The organism is Streptomyces sp. NPDC059003 (genome assembly GCF_042740445.1).
In the GTDB taxonomy this organism is placed as follows: domain Bacteria; phylum Actinomycetota; class Actinomycetes; order Streptomycetales; family Streptomycetaceae; genus Streptomyces.
The window spans coordinates 1-19,958 of sequence record NZ_JBHYJH010000166.1 but is presented as its reverse complement, the minus strand read 5'-3'; the positions used below and the strand labels follow the sequence as shown (position 1 = coordinate 19,958).

Annotated in this window: 15 protein-coding genes and 1 tRNA gene; 9 read left to right on the top strand and 7 right to left on the bottom strand. The window is 72.9% G+C overall.

What is annotated here, in order from left to right; genetic code table 11:
• Positions 1-119: 119 nt before the first annotated feature.
• Both ACFWZ5_RS37070 and ACFWZ5_RS37065 read right to left on the bottom strand, forming a co-directional pair.
• Positions 120-2,699, bottom strand: coding sequence for an ABC transporter permease (locus ACFWZ5_RS37070; protein WP_384804715.1), 2,580 nt, complete (start codon positions 2,697-2,699; stop codon positions 120-122).
• Complete coding sequence (locus ACFWZ5_RS37065; protein ID WP_384804713.1) at positions 2,696-3,484, bottom strand: ABC transporter ATP-binding protein; 789 nt, start codon at positions 3,482-3,484, stop codon at positions 2,696-2,698. The genes ACFWZ5_RS37070 and ACFWZ5_RS37065 overlap by 4 nt, the downstream gene beginning before the upstream one ends.
• A gap of 435 nt (positions 3,485-3,919) precedes the next feature.
• On the opposite strand from ACFWZ5_RS37065, the gene ACFWZ5_RS37060 reads away from it, so the two are divergent.
• Positions 3,920-5,503 (top strand): MFS transporter, encoded by a 1,584-nt coding sequence (locus ACFWZ5_RS37060; protein WP_384804711.1) that lies wholly within the window; start codon positions 3,920-3,922, stop codon positions 5,501-5,503.
• 181 nt (positions 5,504-5,684) lie between these two features.
• Here the strand turns inward: ACFWZ5_RS37060 and ACFWZ5_RS37055 are convergent, their stop codons facing one another.
• The 4 genes from ACFWZ5_RS37055 to ACFWZ5_RS37040 all read right to left on the bottom strand — a co-directional run bounded on the left by ACFWZ5_RS37055 (position 5,685) and on the right by ACFWZ5_RS37040 (position 12,121).
• A complete protein-coding gene (locus ACFWZ5_RS37055) occupies positions 5,685-6,596 on the bottom strand; it encodes a cellulose-binding protein (RefSeq protein ID WP_384804709.1) in 912 nt (303 codons plus the stop codon).
• Between the two features lie 138 nt (positions 6,597-6,734).
• Positions 6,735-7,733, bottom strand: a complete 999-nt coding sequence (locus ACFWZ5_RS37050; RefSeq protein ID WP_384804707.1) for an LCP family protein — start codon at positions 7,731-7,733, stop codon at positions 6,735-6,737.
• 81 nt (positions 7,734-7,814) lie between these two features.
• Complete coding sequence (locus ACFWZ5_RS37045) at positions 7,815-10,268, bottom strand: SUKH-4 family immunity protein (RefSeq protein WP_384891874.1); 2,454 nt, start codon at positions 10,266-10,268, stop codon at positions 7,815-7,817.
• An 875-nt stretch (positions 10,269-11,143) separates the two neighbouring features.
• The gene (locus tag ACFWZ5_RS37040; protein WP_384804199.1) at positions 11,144-12,121 is read right to left on the bottom strand and encodes an SMI1/KNR4 family protein; all 978 of its coding nucleotides are present in this window, start codon (positions 12,119-12,121) and stop codon (positions 11,144-11,146) included.
• Between the two features lie 271 nt (positions 12,122-12,392).
• On the opposite strand from ACFWZ5_RS37040, the gene ACFWZ5_RS37035 reads away from it, so the two are divergent.
• Together ACFWZ5_RS37035 and ACFWZ5_RS37030 are read left to right on the top strand one after the other, a co-directional pair.
• Positions 12,393-12,977, top strand: a complete 585-nt coding sequence (locus ACFWZ5_RS37035) for a YwqJ-related putative deaminase (RefSeq protein WP_384804197.1) — start codon at positions 12,393-12,395, stop codon at positions 12,975-12,977.
• A gap of 100 nt (positions 12,978-13,077) precedes the next feature.
• Entirely contained in the window at positions 13,078-13,566 is a 489-nt protein-coding gene (locus tag ACFWZ5_RS37030; protein WP_384804195.1) for an SUKH-3 domain-containing protein, read from the top strand.
• Positions 13,567-13,587: 21 nt separating this feature from the next.
• Here the strand turns inward: ACFWZ5_RS37030 and ACFWZ5_RS37025 are convergent, their stop codons facing one another.
• On the bottom strand, positions 13,588-14,934 hold the full coding sequence (locus ACFWZ5_RS37025) for a sensor histidine kinase (RefSeq protein WP_384804193.1): 1,347 nt from the start codon (positions 14,932-14,934) through the stop codon (positions 13,588-13,590).
• A gap of 192 nt (positions 14,935-15,126) precedes the next feature.
• Between ACFWZ5_RS37025 and ACFWZ5_RS37020 the strand changes: the two genes are divergently transcribed.
• From ACFWZ5_RS37020 to ACFWZ5_RS36995, 6 genes are all read left to right on the top strand, one after another.
• A tRNA-Gln gene (locus ACFWZ5_RS37020) sits at positions 15,127-15,197 on the top strand.
• 123 nt (positions 15,198-15,320) lie between these two features.
• Positions 15,321-16,778 (top strand): bifunctional UDP-N-acetylglucosamine diphosphorylase/glucosamine-1-phosphate N-acetyltransferase GlmU, encoded by a 1,458-nt coding sequence (gene glmU / locus ACFWZ5_RS37015; protein WP_384804191.1) that lies wholly within the window; start codon positions 15,321-15,323, stop codon positions 16,776-16,778.
• Positions 16,779-16,929: 151 nt separating this feature from the next.
• A complete protein-coding gene (locus tag ACFWZ5_RS37010; RefSeq protein WP_384804189.1) occupies positions 16,930-17,919 on the top strand; it encodes a ribose-phosphate diphosphokinase in 990 nt (329 codons plus the stop codon).
• A 187-nt stretch (positions 17,920-18,106) separates the two neighbouring features.
• Complete coding sequence (locus ACFWZ5_RS37005; protein ID WP_384804187.1) at positions 18,107-18,694, top strand: 50S ribosomal protein L25/general stress protein Ctc; 588 nt, start codon at positions 18,107-18,109, stop codon at positions 18,692-18,694.
• Positions 18,695-18,770: 76 nt separating this feature from the next.
• A complete protein-coding gene (gene pth, locus ACFWZ5_RS37000) occupies positions 18,771-19,373 on the top strand; it encodes an aminoacyl-tRNA hydrolase (RefSeq protein ID WP_384804185.1) in 603 nt (200 codons plus the stop codon).
• Positions 19,374-19,441: 68 nt separating this feature from the next.
• Positions 19,442-19,909 (top strand): hypothetical protein, encoded by a 468-nt coding sequence (locus ACFWZ5_RS36995; protein WP_384804183.1) that lies wholly within the window; start codon positions 19,442-19,444, stop codon positions 19,907-19,909.
• The last annotated feature ends 49 nt before the right edge of the window (positions 19,910-19,958 follow it).

The following is a 19,958-nucleotide window of genomic DNA, read 5'->3' as shown; positions in this document are numbered from 1 at the left end:
AAAATCCAGCCCCTCCGGCGTAGGAGGAGCGGGGGTCTGGGGGCGGAGCCCCCAGATCGGGAAGGGCCGGGGTCAGGGAATGGTCCCTGGCCCCGGCCCCGTTCCCCCGTCCGGGAGGACTAGTCCGTTGCGATGGCGTTGAGCACGTTCATCCGGCCCGCCCGGAACGCCGGGACCAGCGCGGCGAACAGGCCCACGAAGGCCGAGCCGATGAAGACCGCGATGATCGTCGGCCAGGGGATCTCCAGGACCTTCAGGCCCTCCAGGGCGAGGAGCTTCTGGGCCGTCGCGCCCCAGCCCATGCCCAGGCCGAGGCCGAGGAGGGCGCCGAAGAGGGCGATGACCACCGACTCCATGCGGATCATGCGGCGCAGCTGGCGGCGGGAGAGGCCGATGGCCCGCATCAGGCCGATCTCACGGGTCCGCTCGACCACGGAGAGGGCCAGCGTGTTCACCACGCCCAGGATGGCCACGATGATCGCGAGGCCGAGCAGGCCGTAGACCATGTTCAGCATCTGGCCGACCTGGTTCTTCAGGTCCTCCTTGAAGTCGGCCTGGTTCTGGACCTTGTACGACGGGTCGTAGTCCAGCGTGGCCTTGAGGGCCTTGTACGCCTCGTCCGTCTTGCCGGAGACCGCCTGGGCGAACACCATCTCGCTGAGGGGCATCTTGGCGGCGGGCACATAGCGCTCGACGGTCGAGATGTTCAGGAACATCGCGCCCTTGTCGAGGGCGGTGTCGTCCGAGGTGATCGCGGCGATCTTCAGCGTGGCGGCCCTGCCGTCCTCGAAGTCGACCTTCAGATCGTCGCCGACCTTCAGGCTGTGCTTCTTGGCGAACTTCTCGCCCACCGATATGGCGTCCTTGCCGAACGCGGCGCTCAGCTTCCCCGAGAGGGTCTTGCGGTGCATGTCCTTGACGTACGTCGCGTCGGCGGCGCTGACGCTCTTCTCGGTGACCTTGCCGTCCGGGGTGGTGATGTCGGCGTCCGGGAACTTGTAGCGCGTGATGTGGTCGACGTTCGCGGTCTTCCGCATGCGGTCCTCGACCTCGTGGGTGACCGAGCGCTTGCCCGACACGATGAAGTCCGCCCCCACCGACTTGTCCAGCTCGTCCGTGGCCGAGGCGACCATCGAGGAGCCGACGACGGAGAGGCAGGCGACCAGGGCGAGGCCGATCATCAGGGCGGCGCCGGTGGCGCCCGTGCGGCGCGGGTTGCGCAGGGCGTTCCGCTCGGCCATGCGGCCGATGGGGCCGAACATCCGCAGGAGCACCGCGCTGATCACGCGGACCACGAAGGACGCGAGGACCGGGCCGATGACCACGAAGCCGATGAGGGTCGCGACGACGCCGAGGCCGAGGAAGAGGGAGCCGTCCTTCGCCTTGTCGGCCTGCCCGGCGGTGTAGAGCGCGAAGACTCCGGCAGCGGTGAGGACCAGGCCGATGACGGCGCGCACGGCGCTCGACTTGGCGTCGCTCGGCATGCCCGTCTCGCGCAGGGCGGCCATCGGGGAGACCTTGCCCGCACGCCGCGCCGGCAGGTACGCGGCGAGGACGGTGACGAGGATGCCGAGCAGCAGGCCCACCGCGGGGGTGGTCCAGGCGATGGTCAGGTCCTTGGTGGACAGCTCCATGCCCATGCCGGACATCAGCTTCATCAGGCCGACGGCGAGGCCGATGCCCGCACCGACACCGAGGACGGAGCCGACGACGCCGAGCAGCAGCGCCTCGACGAGCACCGAGCGGTTGATCTGCTTGCGGCTCGAGCCGATGGCGCGCATCAGGCCGATCTCGCGGGTGCGCTGGGCGACCAGCATCGAGAAGGTGTTGATGATCAGGAAGATGCCGACGAGGAAGGCGATCCCGGCGAAGCCGAGCATCGCGTACTTCATGACGTCCAGGAAGCTGCCGACGGACTTGCGGTTGTCGTCCGCGCTCTCCTTCTGCGTCTTGATCTTGTAGTCGGCGGCGCCCGCGCCGAGCGTCGTCGCCACGTTCTTCTTGAGCTGGGTGTCGCTGACGCCGCTCGCCGCGGTGACGTTGATGTGCGTGAACCGGCCGGTGGCGCCGAGCAGTTCGCGCTGGGCGGTCGGGGTGTCGAAGTAGACGATCGTGGCGCCGGGGTTGGTCACCTTGAAGGTGGCGATGCCGGAGATCTTGGCGGTGAAGTCACCGGTGGCGGCGATGGTGCGGAGCTCGTCGCCGATCTTCAGGTCGCGCTTGTCGGCGGTGTCGGCGTCGACCATCACCTCGGTGGGGCCGCGCGGGGCGTGCCCGGAGGTGATCTCCATGGCGCGCAGGTCGTTCTTCGTCCAGTTGCCCGCGATGGTCGGGGCGCCGCTGGACGCGCCGATGTCGTCGTTCTTGGAGTTGACGACCGTGACGCTGTCGCTGCTGATGCCGCCCTCGGCGGACTTCACGCCCTCGGCCTTCTTCACCTGGGCTATCGCGGAGGCGGGGAGGGACTCGGGCTTGCCGGTCTTCGGGCCGTCGTCGCCCGGGTCCGGCGCGTTCTTCGGGGAGAGCGTGACGTCGGACGACGTCGCGGCGAAGAGCTTGTCGAAGGTGGTGTTCATCGTGTCGGAGAACACGAGCGTGCCGCACACGAACGCCACCGAGAGGACCACGGCGACGGCGGAGAGCGCCATGCGTCCCTTGTGCGCGAAGAAATTGCGCATCGAGGTCTTCAGGACGGTCATGACGTGCGCCCCCGGGCGTCGAAGTGCTTCATGCGGTCCAGGACCTGGTCCGCGGTGGGGTTGTACATCTCGTCGACGATGCGGCCGTCGGCGAGGTAGAGCACTCGGTCCGCGTACGACGCGGCCACCGGGTCGTGCGTGACCATCACGATCGTCTGGCCGAGCTCGGTGACCGACCTGCGCAGGAAGCCGAGGACCTCGGCGCCCGCGCGGGAGTCCAGGTTGCCCGTGGGCTCGTCGCCGAAGATGATCTCGGGCCGGGACGCGAGGGCGCGGGCCACGGCGACGCGCTGCTGCTGACCGCCGGAGAGCTCGGTCGGCCGGTGCTTGAGGCGCCCGGCGAGGCCGACGGTCTCCACGACCTGGTCGAGCCAGCCGCGGTCGGGCTTGCGTCCTGCTATGTCCATCGGCAGCGTGATGTTCTCGATCGCGTTCAGCGTGGGCAGCAGGTTGAACGCCTGGAAGATGAAGCCGATGCGGTCCCTGCGCAGCTGCGTGAGCTTCTTGTCCTTCAGGCCGGTGATCTCGGTCTCGTCCAGATAGATCTGGCCGCCGCTGACCGTGTCGAGGCCCGCGAGGCAGTGCATGAGCGTCGACTTGCCGGACCCGGAAGGACCCATGATCGCGGTGAACTGGCCGCGGGCGATGTCCACGTCGATGTGGTCGAGGGCGACGACGCGGGTCTCCCCTGAGCCGTACGCCTTCACGACGCCGCGTGCCCGCGCCGCCACGGCCGTACGCCCTCCAGTACCCCCGTGCCTGGGAGTGGTCACAGCCGTTGTCACGGTAAGTCTCCTATGTCGGTGATGTGGTGAGCGCGTCCCGTTCCCGCCCGCCTGGATCAGTCTGGCGCGACGAGGGGGTCCGGCGCCCTGGTGCAGAGCGCAGTCTTTTCCGGGGGATAACCCCACCCCTTGGGCTGAGGTTCCTCGCAGGAGCGCGGGGCCGACCCCCGTTCACCGGCCCCGCGACGTAAAGCCAATCTAAGAACCGCAACCCGGTCCCCACGTCCTCCGCCGGTACCAACATCCCCCTGTCCCTAGTACGGAGGAGCCCCTAGGGGTTCTCCACCCACCGGTGGAGCGCACATCAGGGGCGCTCCACCCAGTTGTTGACTGAAGAACCGTCCCACCAGGCGAGAGAGCCTCCACCCTCCCCTGATCACCACCCCGATGAGAAAGTGACCCGGGGCAACGGGTGCAGAGTGAAGGGACTTTGGGATGAGCGGCAGCGGTGGCAGTGACGGCCATGACGGCTCCGACGGCCCCGGTGGCCCCCGCGACCCTGCGGAAAGACGCGGCGCCGTCGTCGCCGCGCTCATGCTCGTCATGGCGCTCGCCGCCCTCGACGCCACCATCGTGTCCACGGCCGTGCCGCAGATCGTCGGCGCGCTCGGCGGCTTCTCCGTCTTCTCCTGGCTGTTCTCCGGCTATCTCCTCGCCGCCACGGTCTCGCTGCCGGTGTACGGCAAGCTGTCCGACACCTTCGGCCGCAAGCCCGTCCTGATCGCGGGCAGCATCCTGTTCCTCGCCGGTTCCGCGCTGTGCGCGCTCGCCTGGAACATGGCCGCCCTGATCGCCTTCCGCGTCCTGCAGGGCCTCGGCGGCGGCGCCCTCCAGGGCACCGTGCAGACGCTCGCCGCCGACCTGTACCCCCTTGAGGAACGCCCCAGGATCCAGGCGAAGTTGTCCACCGTGTGGGCCACGTCGGCGGTCGCGGGCCCCGCGGTCGGCGGCCTGCTCACCACGTACGCCGACTGGCGCTGGATCTTCCTGGTCAACCTGCCCGTAGGGGCGTTCGCGCTGTGGCTGATCGTGCGCCACCTGCACGAGCCCGCGCGCGAACGGGCGCCCCGCGCCCCGCTCGACTGGCCCGGCGCGCTCGCCGTGTTCGCCGCGGGGGGCGCGCTGCTCACCGCGCTCGTCCAGGGCGGCGTCGCCTGGGACTGGCTGTCGGCGCCGTCGCTCGCCCTGTTCGCCGCGGGGCTCGTGTGCGCCGGCGCGGTCGTGGTGATCGAGCGCCGGGCCGCGGACCCGATCATCCCCGGCTGGGTGTGGCGGCGGCGCCCCATCGCCGCGGTGAACCTGGCGCTCGGCTCGCTCGGCCTCGCGATGGTCGCGCCGACGGTCTTCCTGCCGACGTACGCGCAGTCGGTGCTCCAACTCGCCCCGATCGCCGCCGGTTTCGTCCTGTCCACCATGACGCTGAGCTGGCCGGTGTCGGCCGCGCTCAGCCAGCACGTGTACCGGCGCATCGGCTTCCGCAACACCGCCATGCTCGGCATCGGCGCCGCGGCCTGCGTCCTGTTCGCCTTCCCCCTGCTGCCCTACCCCGGCTCGGCCTGGCAGCCCGCCCTGTTGATGCTGCTGCTCGGCGCCGCGCTCGGGCTCTTCCAGCTGCCGCTGATCGTCGGCGTCCAGTCGACCGTCGGCTGGGCCGAGCGCGGCACGACCACCGCGTCCGTCCTGTTCTGCCGTCAGATCGGCCAGACCGTGGGGGCCGCGCTGTTCGGCGCCGTCGCCAACGCGGTGCTGAGCGCGAGGCTGGGGGGTGCGGGGTCGCTCGACGCCGTGGCGCGCTCGCTGGAGGATCCCGGGTCCGTGGCCGACCCGGAGCGGTTGCGGCGGGCCGTCGACGGGGCGGTCGATGCCGTGTACGTGGGTGCGGGGTGCGCGGCCGTGGCGTGCCTGCTCGTCCTGCTGTTCCTCGCGCCCCGGCGGTTTCCCGTCGTCCAGGAGCAGCCCCGGGAGACGCCGCTGCCGCCCTCGCGGGGCGCCCCAGACCCGCCCCTTTCCCGAAACTAGGGGGCCGGCCCCCTAGCACCCCCCGTAAATCGGCCTTCGGCCTCGTCCTCAAACGCCGGACGGGCTAAAACCTTGCCGCACCGGCGAGAAAATCAGCCCCTCCGGCGTTTGAGGAGCGGGGTCTGGGGCGGAGCCCCAGTTCGGGAAGGGGCGGGTCTGGGACGCCCCCGCGAGGCCCCGGCTAGTCCCCCGACGACGGCCCCGGCACATCCCCGTACCCCCGGCCCGTCAGGGACGCGAGGCTGCTGCGTACGTGGTCCATGTGGGCGCGGACCTCGTCCCAGCGCTCGCCGTGCTCCCGCAGCAACCGCTCCGTCTCACGGCCGATGCGCTCCTCCGTCACACGCGCCCGCGCGACGGACTCCGCGGCGCGCGCGGCGGCGTCCTCCTGGCGGTGCCGGGCGGCCTCCTCCGCCTCGGCGAAGGCCCGCTTGGCGTCGGAGAGGCGGGCCTCGGCGGCCGCGACGAGCGCCGCCTCACGGGCGTCGGCGGCGGCCTCGCACTCGGCGATCTCGCGCTCGGTGGCCTCCCAGCGCTCGCGGTGGTCCTTCTCCTGCTCGGCGAGGAGCGCGCCGGTGCGCTGCCGCATCTCGCGCAGCGCCGCGAGCGCCTCGCCGCGCCACTCCTTGACGTCGCGCCGGGCCCCGATCCGGATCTCGTCGGCGGTGGCGCGGTCGGCGAGCAGCCGCTGCCGGGCGCGCTCGTCGGCGTCGGCCCGCACGGCGTCGGCGAAGGCGCGCGCGGCGTCCCGTACCGCGCCGGCCTCGGCCCCCGCCCGCTCCTCGGTCTCGCGCGCGTACGCCGCGGCCGCCTCCCGCACGGCCGCGGCCTCCTCCTCGCTCAACGCGAGCAGGTACTGGGCGCGTTGCCCCAGCGTCTCGTACGTCTGCGGGGCGAGCCGTCCCACGGCCTCGCCGAGCCGCGCCGCCTCCTCGCCCATGTCCCGGGCGAGCACCGTGAGACGGGCGGCCCGCTCCCACGCCGCGTCCCGGTCCCTGGACAGCGCGTCGGCGTACGCCTCGACCTGCTCGGGACGGTAGCCGCGGCCGCGCACGGAGACGAAGCCATGAGGTGATGCACCGCTGCCGCTCATCCTTGATCCCCTCTGTCGCCCACACAGACTCTCGCCGCCGCGCCACCCGCGTACAACGCGATTGGCGCACATCTTGATGGATCAAGCGGAAGTGGTCATAACGCGACACTCCGCCCGCTCGTCACGGTCAAGGATGCGTCAATTGGCGTCAGAAGTCGGAATCGAGGTGTCGTTCCGCAGTGCGTCGAAGAGCTGTCCGGCCTTGGCGCGGTCCCATACGACGACATCGCCGACGCCCGGAATCTCCGGCTCGCTCGCGACCGGCACGGTCGTCGTGGCGCCCGATCCACCCGACAGATCGGACATTTCAAGACCCAGTCGGGCGAGGGCGCCGACCCCGGTGTCGTCGTCAACCGTCAGCGCGTCGAGCGCCGCGCCGGCGAACGGGATCAGCTCCCACGGCGGCAGGAGCACCGACAGGCCCGTCGCCTTGTCGGCGACGGCGCTCACCAGCTGCCGCTGCCGTTTCACCCGGCCGAGGTCACCGAGGGGGTCCGAGTAGCGGGCGCGCACGTACCGCAGCGCCCGCACGCCGTCCATCTCCTGGCAGCCCGCCGCGAAGTCCGCGCCCGACTTCGCGTCGTGCAGACCGCCCGCGGGCACACAGATCCGCACGCCGCCGAGCGCGTCCACGACGTCCACGAAGCCGAGGAAGTTCACCTCCGCGTAGTGGTCCACGCGCAGCCCGGTCGCCTGCTCGACGGTGCGCGTGAGCAGCGGGGCACCGCCGAGCGCGTACGCCGCGTTGATCTTGTTACGGCCGTGGCCGGGGACGGTGACGTACGAGTCCCGCGGGATCGACACCAGATACGGGCCGCTGTCCCCGTGGTGGAGCAGCATGATCGTGTCGGTGTTCAGACCCTGGTCGTTGCCGACGTGCAGGTCCTTGCGCTGTTCGGGCGTCAGCGCGGCCCGGCTGTCGGAGCCGACGAGCAGCCAGTCGGTGCCCTCGCCCCGCGCGGGCCGCCCCTCGTACGCGCTGAAGGCCGCCGTCGTCCGCAGCCGCGAACCGGCCCAGAAGTACAGGCTCGTCGCGTACGCGGCCAGGAGCAGCACGACGGCGAGCAGGCCCCACGCGACCCTCCTGGGCCAGCGGCGCCCGGCCTTCCCGGCCGACGGGACCGGCTGCGTACTCATGACCGCATGATCGGGGCGCCCGACCCGTCACGCAGGTCGAGCGCCCCGATCGGTCGTACGGACGGGCGTACGGGCGTACGGCTACAGCAGGCCGTCCCACATCTGCTCGAGCAGCACCGACCACCAGCTCTCCGGCGACGCGAGCGCGGCCGGGTCCAGGGCCGCGAGCTGCGTCTGGAAGTCGACGGTCCAGCGGCCCGCCTGCTCCTGGTTGAGGCCGTAGCGCAGCCGCCACATGCGGCCGAGCAGCGCCAGGCAGCGCACGAACTCGGGCAGGCCCGTGTTCACGAACTGCGGCGGCACCGGGGCACCGCCCGGACCGGCCTCGACCGGCACCGCGACGATGTGCGCCGTGCCGTACTGCACGCACAGCGCGCGTCCGAAGTCGCTGCCCATCACCAGGTACGAGCCCGCGTCCGACGCGGGCTGCACACCGCGCTCCTGCGCCAGCTCCGCGAGCGTCGGCACCGGGCGGCCCGCCTGGGCCTGCGCCCAGAAGAACGGGCCGAAGTCGACCGGCAGGCCCGCCACGACGAGCGTGTGCGCCACGACGTCCGGCACGCCCTGCCGCGACACCGCACGCTGGTCGAACCGGAACACCCCGGGGCCGAACGCCCCGGCGAGCTCCTGGCCCACCGCCTCCGGCGGGATCGCGGGCGCGGGCTGCACCGGCGGCAGCGGGGCGCGCACCGGCGCCGGGCGCGCCGGGCCGTCCGCGACCTGGTGCAACTCGCCCTGGTGCGCGAGCAGTTGCTGCATGCCCTGCTGACGCGACGCGTGGTCCCTGCCGTACGGCGCGATCGACGTGATCCGCGCCTGCGGCCACGTCTCCCGGATCATCCGCGCGCAGTACGCGCCCGGCAGCTCGCACGACTCCAGCTCCGTGTGCAGCTCCAGGACCTGGTCCGGCGGGATGTTCATGCCGCGCAGCTCATGGAAGATCTGCCACTCCGGGTGCGGCGTTCCCGGCGCCGAACGCCGGATGACCTGCTGCTCGGACCCGTCGGCGGCGCGGTAGCGCAGCACGGCCTGGTAGCCGGGCCCCACGGTGGGCTGCCCGGTGGGCGGCTGCGGGTAGCCGTAGGGCTGACCGGGACCGGGGGGCGGGGGCATGCCGGGGCCGCCGGGCTGGGCCATGCCGGGGGGCGGCGGGGCCATGCCCGGGGCGCCTGGCGGGGCCATGCCGGGGGCGGGGGCCATGCCGGGGCCGGGTGGGGCCATGCCGGGGGCGGGCTGGGGCATGCCGGGGGCGCCCGGGGTTCCGGGCGCGCCAGGGGCGCCGGGTACGCCGGGTGCTCCCGGGGGGCCGGGGGGCTGGGGGGCGCCAGGTCCGGCGGGGGCGCCGGGAGCGCCGGGGCCGCCGACGGCCGGGCCCGCGAGCATGGTGGCGGCGTGGTGGACGCCGCCGCCCGGGGCGCCGGGAGCGCCGGGAGCGCCGGGAGCTCCAGGTGCGGCGGGGGCGCCCGGGGCGCCGGGAGGCTGAGGGGCACCAGGCGCACCAGGCGCACCGGGTGCGCCGGGTGCGCCGGGCGGGCCGGGCGGCTGCGGGGCACCCGGAGTACCGGGTGCGCCCGGAGCACCGGGCGGCTTGAGCCCGCCGCCCAGGCTCGGGTCGGCCAGCATGGTCGCCGCGTGGTGGACGCCGCCGGGGGGCGTGCCGGGGGTACCGGGGGCGCCCGGAGGCTGGGGGGCGCCGGGCGTGCCCGGGGCGCCCGGAGGCTTCGGCGCGCCGCCGAGGCTGGGGTCGGCCAGCATCGTCTCGGCGTGGTGGGCACCGCCGGGGGGCGTGCCGGGAGCCGCGGGGGGCTGGGGCGCGCCCGGAGTGCCGGGAGCCTCGGGGCCGTCGGGGCCGAGGGACGAGACGAGCTGCGTCGGTACGTAGCCACCGGCGGGCGTACCCGGGGTGCCGGGGCCGGAGGGCGGCGGGGTGGCGCCCGCGCCGGGAGGCGGCGTGTCGGCGCCACCGGGCGCGCCGGAACCGGCGGGCGGCGGGGGCACGTTGGGGCCACCGGCCGCCGAACCGGCAGGCGGCGGCGGCAGGTCAGGCCCGGCACCCGGCACACCACCGGACGACGGAACCGCACCCGCAGGCGGCGGTGGCACACCAGGCCCACCCACCGGCGAACCAGCAGGCGGCGGCATACCGGGACCACCGGCCCCGGGACCAGGAGACGTCGGCGCCAGATCCGGCCCGGCACCCGGCGCACCGCCGGACGACGGAACCGCACCCGCAGGTGGCGCAGGCACACCAGGCCCACCCACCGGCGCACCAGCAGGCGGCGGCATCGCACCCGGACCGCCCTGGCCACCCGGACCGCCCACCGGCGCACCCGCAGGCGTCGCACCCGCGGGCGGCGGCGGCACACCGGGACCACTGACCGCCGAACCCGCCGGAGGCGGCGGCAGGTTCGGGCCGCCGACCGCCGAACCCGGCACCGGCGGAGGCAGGTTCGGGCCACCGCCCACGGCACCGGCACCCGGCTCGTCCAGGGCGGGCGCGATCGCCGTCTTCGGCAGCTGGCTGCCGCCCGACATCAGCGCGGTCTTGGCCTCCGGCGACACGGTGGGCGTCCCGTCGCCGTCGTCGTCCGACACGGTCAGCTGCGGTGAGAAGACCGTCTCGGGCAGCGGCACCGCGACGTCGTCGTCATCGGCGCCCGTGTTCGTGTCCGTACCGGCCCACGGCGTCGCCGACGCGGGCACGCCCGCCGATGCCGCCGCACCGCCGTCGGCCGCGGGCTGACCACCCGGCGCCCCTGCCGCAGGCCACGACGCACCACCACCGGCCGCCCCCGCAGCGGGAGCCGCACCCGGAACCGGACCCGAAGCCGCGACAGGAGCCGCGCCCGGACCCGCAGCCGGAGCCGGAGCCGGACCAGCAGCCGCAGCCGCAGCCGCAGCCGCACCGGGAACCGCGGCGGGAGCCGAACCCGCACCCGGAGCCGAAGCCGCCCCGGGCTCGCCGGAAGCCGGCCCCCCGCCCTGGGCGCCCCCGCCAGAAGCGGCGCCAGCAGACCGGCGATCCGGAATGCCCAGCTTGTCCGCCGCCTCCTGGAGCCACTCCGGCGGGCTCAACAGGAACGACGTCTGGTTCAGGTCCATGCGCGCGGGCGCGGCCGGGGCCGGTTCCGGCGCCGCCTCAGGCACCCCGTACTCCTCCTCGTACCGGCGGATCACCTCGCCCACCGGCAGCGCGGGCCACAGCGTCGCCTCGCCGCTGTCCCGGGCGATGACGAGGCGCTGGCCGCCGCCGTCCGAGCGGGGACCGCCCTCGCGGTCCTCCGCCCACACGACGAAGCCGAGCTCGAACTCCCGCACCCGCACCTCGCGGTGGCCGGGCCCCGGCACATCGCCGTTGATCCATTCCTCGGCGCGCTCCTGCGCCTGCGCGAACGTCACCATCTGCGAGCTCACTCCCCCACCGGGACGACGCGCGCGAAGCCGCCGTCCACCATCAGGTTCGCCACGGTCTCCAGCTCCGGCGGGCTGCCCGCGAGCCGCGAGAGGAACGCGTCGAAGTCGTCACCGCACGGCAGCAGCAGCCGCTGCACCCGCTCCGCGGGCGCCCACGCGTCCTGGTCGCGCGCGTCGTCGTACGCGCAGAACCACACCGAGCCGATCCGGTCGCCCTTGACCTTCACGGCAAGCAGACCGCCCTGGACGAAGCCCACGCCCAAGTAGTCCTTGGTGAGGTGATCGCGCAGGCACTTGTTGACGTACACCAGATCGTTGACGGCCGCCTCGTCGCGGACCGTGAAGAAGGGCTGGTCGATCAGGAGGCCGAGCTCCGCGTCCAGGGCCGTGCCGACCGGCGCGCAGCCGCCCGCCGCCTTGAGGAAGGAGCGGTACGCGCCCGGCAGGCGGTACCCGAGGTCCTCCTCCACGCCGGCGACCTGGCTCTCCGTGACGGCGAGCGCCGCCTTCGGCAGGGCCAGGTGCGCGGGCCGGGTCTCCTGGAGCGGGCGGGTGCCGCGCTTGGCGTGGTCGACCGGCGTGGTCGCGATGCCGCCGTGGTGGCGAAGCAGCGCCTTCACCTCGACCGGGACCAGCTCAAGACGGCGGCTGTTCGGCACGTGGTGCCACGTCCAGCCGTGCGGCGTCGCCACCGGCGGCAGCGTGTCCCACAGCTCGTGGCCGGACGCGGCGAGCACCGCGTTCGCCGACACGTAGTCCGTGAGCCGCAGCTCGTCCACGCCGAAGCCCTCCGGCGGCTCGGCGATCTCCGCGGCCGCGCGCGCGTACGGCGAGAAGTCCGGGTAGCCGTCGCCGTCCACCCGCACCCCTCTCGGGTGGCGGGCGGCGCGCACCGGGTCCGGGAAGTGCACGACCTGCCCGGCGTAGGCCGCGTTCGGCGGCGCGGCTTGCTGCCCGAGCCGACCTGTCGTCATGGCGGTTGCCCCCTGCGGCACTGTGAGGTTCACGGATGGCGACAGCCTATGCGGAAGCTCGACACGGGTCATCGGGCCGCCTCAGCCGCTCTTCCCCGCCCCCGGCCGCGGCCGTGACCACCCGCCACGGCCCCGTCACCCAGAGCCGAAAACCAGGCGTGTCGGCCGGACCCCGCTTCCACACCACGCGCCCCATTTGGCAGTCTGTTCCCGCAACGCGGGGGCGTGGCACCGGCGCCTTGCATCGCCGGCACGGGGAGGGAAACACCACATGCACACGGCACAAACCGGCATGTCCAAGACGGGCGGCACACCCGCCGCCCACTCCGGAACCACCCGTTCCAGGGGGGCTTCCGGCGGCGCGGGCACCACCACGGCCGAGCGCGGCGACCCCCGCGTCGGCTGGAGCAGCGCGCCCGCCCACGCGCCCGTCCTGCGCCAGCGCCGCGACGGCATCCTGCCCACCGTCGCCGCCGCGCTGTCCGTGCGCGGCACCACGCTCACCGGCACGCCCCGGCGCGGCGAAGACCCCCCGGACCTTCACCCGCTCGTACAGGACTTCCTCGACACCCTCACGAGCGGCCAGCGCGAACGCTTCACCGGCCGCTGCGCCGAGGCCATCCTCATCTCCCGGCACCTCACCACCGCCGACGCGGGCCGCTCCAAACGCGCGTCCCGCAAACCCATGACCAACGGCGAGGCCCGCAAGGCCCTCAAGCACGCGAAGCTCACCACCCGCCGCATCCGCGAGGACGGCGACCCCCTGCACGGCTCCTTCGCCCGCCCGTGCCGCTCCTGCACCGCCCTGACCGCACACTTCGGCGTACGCGTCGTGGAACCGACGACCGACAGCTGACGACTGACAGCTGACGGATTTCGACATCTGCAATCTGCCATCTGCCAGCCGTCATCCGTCAGCCGTGATCCGCACCCCACCCGCACCCCAAGGGCGACCCATGCACACCGAGAGCTCCACCCGCTTCCCCGTCCCCGTCGACGCCGCCCTGCGCACCGCGGGCTGGCGGCCGGGCCGCTGGGACATCAAGCAGGCCGAGATCTGGGCCGACGTCCTGCGCCGCCACACCTCGCCCGCGGGGCACCAGCACGCCGTCTTCCCCGCCGCCGTCGAGGCCTGGGCCGAATTCGGCGGCCTGCACATCACCCCGCAGGGCCCCGGCCGCCAGATAGCCCCCGCCACCCTGCACCTCGACCCCATGTACGGCCTGCACATGGCCCGCACCCTCGGTGACCTGGGCCGCGCCCTCGGCACCGAGGTCTGCCCGATCGGCGAGGAGACCGAGACCCAGGCGCTCCTCGCCGTCGACGCCGAGGGCCGCGTCTACAGCCTCGACCACAGCGGCGACTGGTTCCTCGGCGCCCACATCGACCAGGCCCTGACCACGCTCGTCGCGGGCACCCAGCCAGTGCGCCTCACCGCGGGCTGACCCCCGCCTTCGTACGCGGGCCTACTGGCCGACCCCTGCCGGAAGCACCGCCGACACCCGGAAGCCGCCCGCGTCCGTCGGCCCCGACACGAAGACGCCCCCGAGCGCGGTCACCCGCTCCTTCATTCCCACCAGGCCGTTGCCCCCGCTCGGCAGGCCGGCGTCGGCCTGGCCGGACTCCGGCGGCGGGCCGTTCTCCACCTGCATGGCGATCTCCTCGGAGCGGTGCGCGAGCCGCACGTACGTCTTCGCGCCCGCCGCGTGCTTGTGGACGTTCGTCAACGCCTCCTGGACGACGCGGAACGCGGTCTCCTCCACGTCCGCCGCGTACGTCCGCGACTCGCCCTCCACCCACAGGTCCACGGCCATCCCGGCCGCCCGCGACTGGTCCACCAGCTCGTCGAGCTCCGCCAGGCACGGGCCGTCGGCCGCCTCGGCCGCCTCGGCCCCGTCGGCTCCAGGGCCGCCCTCGGCCCGCGACGCCGCCTGCGCCGCCGCCGCGCCCACCGCCGCGAGCGGCACCGGCGCGGGCGCGGGCTTCGGCGGGGCCTCCCCGGCCCGCAGCACGCCCAGCATCTCCCGCAGTTCCGTCAGCGCCTGGCGGCCCATGTCCCCGACCAGCGCGGCGTTCTTCACCGCCTTCTCCGGGTCCTTGCGCGCCACTGCCTGCAGCGCCGCCGCATGCACCACCATCAGGCTCACCCGGTGCGCCACCACGTCGTGCATGTCCCGGGCGATCCGCGTGCGCTCCTCGCCCCGCGCCCACTCCGCCCGCTCCTCGGCACGCTCCGCGAGCAGTTGGAGCTCCCGCTCCAGGCTGTCGGCCCGCTCCCGCAGGCTCTCCATCAGACGGCGCCGCGCGCCCACGTACAGACCGAGCAGCACCGGCGGCGCCGTGACCCCGAGCGACGTACTGATCGCGATGAACGGGATGAAGCCCTCGCCGATCCGCAGATCGCCGCTCGCCATGTCCTGGTTGGCCCGCACCAGCGTCACTATCAGCGTCCCCGCGAGCGACATCCCCGAGAGCGCCCCGATGATGCGGCGCGGCAGCTCCGACGCCGCCAGCGTGTACAGGCCGACGATCGTCATCAGGATGCCCATCTGCGCCGGCGTGATCGCCACCGAGACCAGCACCACCGCGATCGGCCACCGGCGCCGCAGCAGCAGCGTCGACCCCGCGAGCATCCCGAAGGCCACGCCCACCGCGAGCGGAAGCCCCGCGTCCTTGGAGAACTCGATGCCCTCCGCGCCGCACTCCGCCGCCGACGCCAGCGCAAGGCCCGCGTCGAGCACGGCACTGCGCCGCCGCTCCCACCACCACGGCCCGTTCCTGGCCGCTGCACCGCTGTCCCCCGTCGTGGTCATGCCTTCCAGCCTACGGGCGCCCGCGCCTCGTTTTCCGGCGAGTTTCGGGCCCGGCGACCGCACGCCCCGGCCCCCGCGCGTCGGCGTACTCGGCGGAGCTGACTCATACCGTCGCATCGGAGGCACTTGGTACGGCATAGTGTTGTCCGCGCCTGAAACCGATCACCAGAATCGGGCATAAGACGCAGACCATCCCGGGTCGTCTAATGGCAGGACAAATGGTTTTGGTCCATTGAATGAGGGTTCGATTCCTTCCCCGGGAGCACAGCACCACAGTTCGGGTCCTGACCACCACGGTCAGGACCCGCCCTCATTTCCGCTCCCCTACGCCCCGGTATCCTGCGGATGTCCGCACCCCATCCCATCCGAAGCCGAAGGGCACCCCCGTGAGCGCCAATTGCCCGGCAGCCGTCGTCGTCCTCGCAGCGGGTGAGGGCACCCGTATGAAGTCGGCCACCCCGAAGGTTCTGCACGAGATCTGCGGCCGTTCCCTCGTGGGCCACGTACTCGCCGCCGCGCGCGAGCTCGCGCCGGAGCGGCTCGTGGCCGTCGTGGGGCACGAGAGCGAGCGCGTCACCGCGCACCTCGCCCAGATCGACCCCGACGTCCGCACCGCGTACCAGGCGGAGCAGAACGGCACCGGCCACGCCGTCCGCATCGGCCTCGACGAGTTCGGCGGCAGCGTCGAGGGCACCGTCGTCGTCGTGTGCGGCGACACCCCGCTGCTCACCGGCGCGACCCTCAAGCGCCTCGCCGACACGCACGGCGCCGACGGCAACGCCGTCACCGTCCTGACCGCCGAGGTCCCCGACGCGACCGGCTACGGCCGCATCGTGCGCGACGCGGCGACCGGCGCCGTCACGGCGATCGTGGAGCACAAGGACGCCACCGACGAGCAGCGGGCGATCCGGGAGATCAACTCGGGCGTGTTCGCGTTCGACGGGCAGCTGCTCGCGGACGCGCTCGGCAAGGTCCGCACGGACAACAGCCAGGGCGAGGAGTACCTGACGGACGTGCTCGGGATCCTGCGGGAGGCCGGGCACCGCGTGGGCGCCTCCGTGGCCGGGGACCACCGGGAGATCGCGGGGATCAACAACCGCGTCCAACTGGCCGACGCCCGGCGGGTGTTGAACGACCGGCTCCTCACGGAGGCCATGCTCGCGGGCGTGACGGTCGTGGACCCGGCCTCCACCTGGGTCGACGCGACGGTCACGTTCGAGCGGGACGCACTGGTGCACCCGGGCACGCAGCTCCAGGGGGCCACGCACGTGGGCGAGGGCGCCGAGGTGGGCCCGCACACGCGCCTGAAGGACACGACGGTCGGCGCGGGCGCGCGGGTGGACAACACGGTGGCGGACAGCGCAGAGATCGGCCCGGCGGCGGTCGTCGGCCCGTTCACGTATCTGCGTCCGGGCACGCGGCTCGGCCCGAAGTCGAAGGCCGGCGCGTACGTCGAGATGAAGAACGCGACGCTGGGCGAGGGCACGAAGGTGCCGCACCTGTCGTACGTCGGGGACGCGACGATCGGCGAGTACACGAACATCGGGGCGGCCAGCGTCTTCGTGAACTACGACGGCGAGGCGAAGCACCACACGACGGTGGGGTCGCACTGCCGGACGGGTTCGGACAACATGTTTGTGGCTCCCGTCACGATTGGCGACGGTGCCTACACCGCCGCCGGCTCGGTGATCACGAAGGACGTACCGGCGGGTTCGCTGGCCGTCTCCCGTGGCCAGCAGCGGAATATCGAGGGTTGGGTGGCCCGCAAGCGTCCGGGGAGCGCGGCCGCGAAGGCCGCCGAGGCGGCGTCGCGGGCCGGGGAGAACGAGGTCGGCGAAAGCTGACCGGAAAAAGGTGCGCCGGATACCGCGTACCGTGATAGGTGCACACCAATCGGCTGTCTCGTGGCGCGGCCTACGTTCTGGGATGTTTCCGGGACCTCTTGGATGTATCGCGGGTGCAGCAGCGGAAGAACTCGTCTGAGGAGACAGTGCTGTGACCGGGATCAAGACGACCGGCGAGAAGAAGTTGATGTTCTTCTCCGGCCGCGCCCACCCCGAGTTGGCCGAGGAGGTAGCCCACCAGCTGGGCATCGGCGTCGTACCGACGAAGGCGTTCGATTTCGCCAACGGTGAGATCTACGTGCGGTACCAGGAGTCGGCCCGTGGCGCGGACTGCTTCCTGATCCAGAGCCACACGGCTCCGATCAATAAGTGGATCATGGAGCAGCTGATCATGATCGACGCTCTGAAGCGGGCCTCCGCGCGGAGCATCACCGTGATCGTGCCGTTCTACGGCTACGCCCGTCAGGACAAGAAGCACCGCGGCCGCGAGCCGATCTCGGCGCGTCTGGTGGCGGACCTGCTGAAGACGGCGGGCGCGGACCGGATCGTGTCCGTGGACCTGCACACGGACCAGATCGTGGGCTTCTTCGACGGCCCCGTCGACCACCTCTTCGCGCTGCCGATCCTCGCGGACTACGTGGGCGCGAAGGTCGACAAGGACAAGCTGACCGTCGTGTCCCCGGACGCGGGCCGCGTGCGCGTCGCCGACCGCTGGTGCGACCGCCTGGGCGCGCCCCTGGCGATCGTGCACAAGCGCCGCGACAAGGACGTCGCCAACCAGGTCACCGTCCACGAGGTGGTCGGCAACGTCGAGGGCCGCGTGTGCGTCCTGGTCGACGACATGATCGACACGGGTGGCACGATCTGCGCGGCCGCCGACGCGCTGTTCGCGCACGGCGCCGAGGACGTCATCGTGACGGCGACGCACGGTGTCCTCTCGGGTCCCGCGGCGGACCGCCTGAAGAACTCGAAGGTCAGCGAGTTCGTGTTCACGAACACGCTGCCGACGCCGAACGAGCTGGAGCTCGACAAGATCACGGTCCTCTCGATCGCCCCGACGATCGCGAACGCGGTCCGGGAGATCTTCGAGGACGGCTCCGTGACCAGCCTGTTCGAGGAGCAGAGCGGCCCGCAGGCCTGAGCCTGACGGCCACCGGTCCGTAGATCGTTTTGGGGTACGGCCTCCCCGCCGAGTAGACTGTGAAAGTTGCTCGGCGAGGGAGGCCGCACTCATATGGTGCGGCGGTCCGTTATCGACGCGCTCTTCGTAGCAGGCCAGTCGTATGGCCGGGTGACGCAACCGTTCACCTTTGTACGAGGAGTGCACCATGTCTGAGGTCAAGCTCAGCGCCGAGTCCCGCACCGAGTTCGGCAAGGGCGCCGCCCGCCGCATCCGCCGCGAGAACAAGGTTCCCGGCGTCGTCTACGGCCACGGCTCCGAGCCGGTCCACATCACGCTGCCGGGCCACGAGCTGATGATCGCCCTGCGCACGCCGAACGTCCTGCTCTCCCTGGACGTCGACGGCAAGAACGAGCTGGCCATCCCGAAGGCCGTGCAGCGCGACCCGCTGAAGGGCTTCATCGAGCACGTCGACCTGCTCCTGGTCAAGCGCGGCGAGAAGGTCACCGTCGAGATCCCCGTCCACACCGAGGGCGAGCTGGCCGCCGGCGGCAACCTCCTGGAGCACGTCCTGAACGCGCTGCCGGTCGAGGCCGAGGCCACCCACATCCCCGAGGCCGTCACGGTCTCCATCGCGGGCCTGGAGGCCGGCGCCTCCGTCCTCGCCAAGGACATCAAGCTGCCCGCCGGCGTCTCCCTGGCCACCGAGGACGACGCCGTCGTCCTGCAGGTCCTGGCCGCGCAGGCCGAGGAGGCCCCGGCCGAGGGTGAGGGCGACGAGGCCGCCGAGGCCTGAGCCGTACGCTCGTAGTCAGCTGTCAACCGCCGCTCAGCGCCCAGGCGCTGGGCGGCGGTTGAGCTATGAAGGAGACATGCAGATGACGACGGACCCGAGCGCCCCCTGGCTGATCGTGGGTCTCGGCAACCCGGGCCCCGACTACGCCATGAACCGGCACAACGTGGGCTTCATGGTCGCCGACCTGCTCGCGGAGCGGATCGGCGGGAGCTTCAAGCGGGCCGCCAAGGCGCAGGCGCAGGTCCTGGAGGGCCGGATCGGTCCGATGGGCCCGGGCAGCCGCCGCGTCGTCCTCGCCAAGCCGATGTCGTACATGAACCTGTCGGGCGGCCCGGTCACGGCGCTCCGCGACTTCTACAAGGTGCCGACGGCGAACATCGTCGCGGTCCACGACGAGCTGGACATCGACTACGGCGTCCTGCGCCTGAAGCTGGGCGGCGGCGACAACGGCCACAACGGTCTGAAGTCGATGACCAAGGCCATGGGGTCCGACTACCACCGGGTGCGGTTCGGCATCGGGCGGCCGCCGGGCCGGATGCAGGTCGCGGACTTCGTCCTGAAGGACTTCTCCTCGACGGAGCGCAAGGAGCTCGACTACTTCGTGGACCGGGCGGCGGACGGCGTGGAGTGCCTGGTCACGGAGGGCCTGGAGCGGGCGCAGAGCGCGTACAACTCCTGACGGCGCCCGCGACGGCGTCTGCCGACGGGTGTTGACTGAGCGCGGTCACATCCCCAAGGATCGCGGCCATGCCCGCATACGCACTGCGGGGCGCGGCGGGGCTCGTCGCGGCCCTCATCCTGACCGCCGGAGCCTGGGCGTCGTGGGGCACGGCCCGGTACGTGATGCTCCCCGGCGAGCGGAAGGAACGGGGCACGCTGTCCCTCGCGCGCTGCGGCGGCGACACGTGCACAGGACCGTACGCGCCCGCCTCCGGCGGCAAGCCGCGCGCGAAGGTCGTGATCGACGAGTCGGTGGCCGCCCGCAAGGGCGAGCGGATCCCGGTCGTCATCAAGTCCGGCACCACGTCCGGGGCGCCCGAGGCGGTCCGCAGCGGCGGTCCCGGCTTCCTGCACGCGTGGCTCCCGCTGGGCGGGGCGCTGCTGCTCGCCGCGGTGGTCGTGGCCGGGGGCCTGCGCCTGAACCGCGTCGCGGGCTGGCTCGCGCTCGTGGGCGGGGTCCAACTGACGGCTTCCTTCGCGGTGCTGACGCTCTGAGGCGGCTGCCCGGCCGGTACGGGTGAGGGGGGGCGGTGTACGCGTACAC

What these genes read in the sequence shown, in the direction of transcription:
- ACFWZ5_RS37035 (WP_384804197.1), top strand. Translation starts at nt 12,393, where the DNA reads ATGCACACGGCACAAACCGGCATGTCCAAGACGGGCGGCACACCCGCC.
- ACFWZ5_RS37045 (WP_384891874.1), bottom strand. Translation starts at nt 10,268, where the DNA reads ATGTCGGGCGGCAGCCAGCTGCCGAAGACGGCGATCGCGCCCGCCCTG.
- pth (WP_384804185.1), top strand. Translation starts at nt 18,771, where the DNA reads ATGCAGATGACGACGGACCCGAGCGCCCCCTGGCTGATCGTGGGTCTC.
- ACFWZ5_RS37005 (WP_384804187.1), top strand. Translation starts at nt 18,107, where the DNA reads ATGTCTGAGGTCAAGCTCAGCGCCGAGTCCCGCACCGAGTTCGGCAAG.
- ACFWZ5_RS37030 (WP_384804195.1), top strand. Translation starts at nt 13,078, where the DNA reads ATGCACACCGAGAGCTCCACCCGCTTCCCCGTCCCCGTCGACGCCGCC.
- ACFWZ5_RS36995 (WP_384804183.1), top strand. Translation starts at nt 19,442, where the DNA reads ATGCCCGCATACGCACTGCGGGGCGCGGCGGGGCTCGTCGCGGCCCTC.
- ACFWZ5_RS37060 (WP_384804711.1), top strand. Translation starts at nt 3,920, where the DNA reads ATGAGCGGCAGCGGTGGCAGTGACGGCCATGACGGCTCCGACGGCCCC.
- ACFWZ5_RS37040 (WP_384804199.1), bottom strand. Translation starts at nt 12,121, where the DNA reads ATGACGACAGGTCGGCTCGGGCAGCAAGCCGCGCCGCCGAACGCGGCC.
- ACFWZ5_RS37070 (WP_384804715.1), bottom strand. Translation starts at nt 2,699, where the DNA reads ATGACCGTCCTGAAGACCTCGATGCGCAATTTCTTCGCGCACAAGGGA.
- ACFWZ5_RS37050 (WP_384804707.1), bottom strand. Translation starts at nt 7,733, where the DNA reads ATGAGTACGCAGCCGGTCCCGTCGGCCGGGAAGGCCGGGCGCCGCTGG.
- ACFWZ5_RS37025 (WP_384804193.1), bottom strand. Translation starts at nt 14,934, where the DNA reads ATGACCACGACGGGGGACAGCGGTGCAGCGGCCAGGAACGGGCCGTGG.
- ACFWZ5_RS37055 (WP_384804709.1), bottom strand. Translation starts at nt 6,596, where the DNA reads ATGAGCGGCAGCGGTGCATCACCTCATGGCTTCGTCTCCGTGCGCGGC.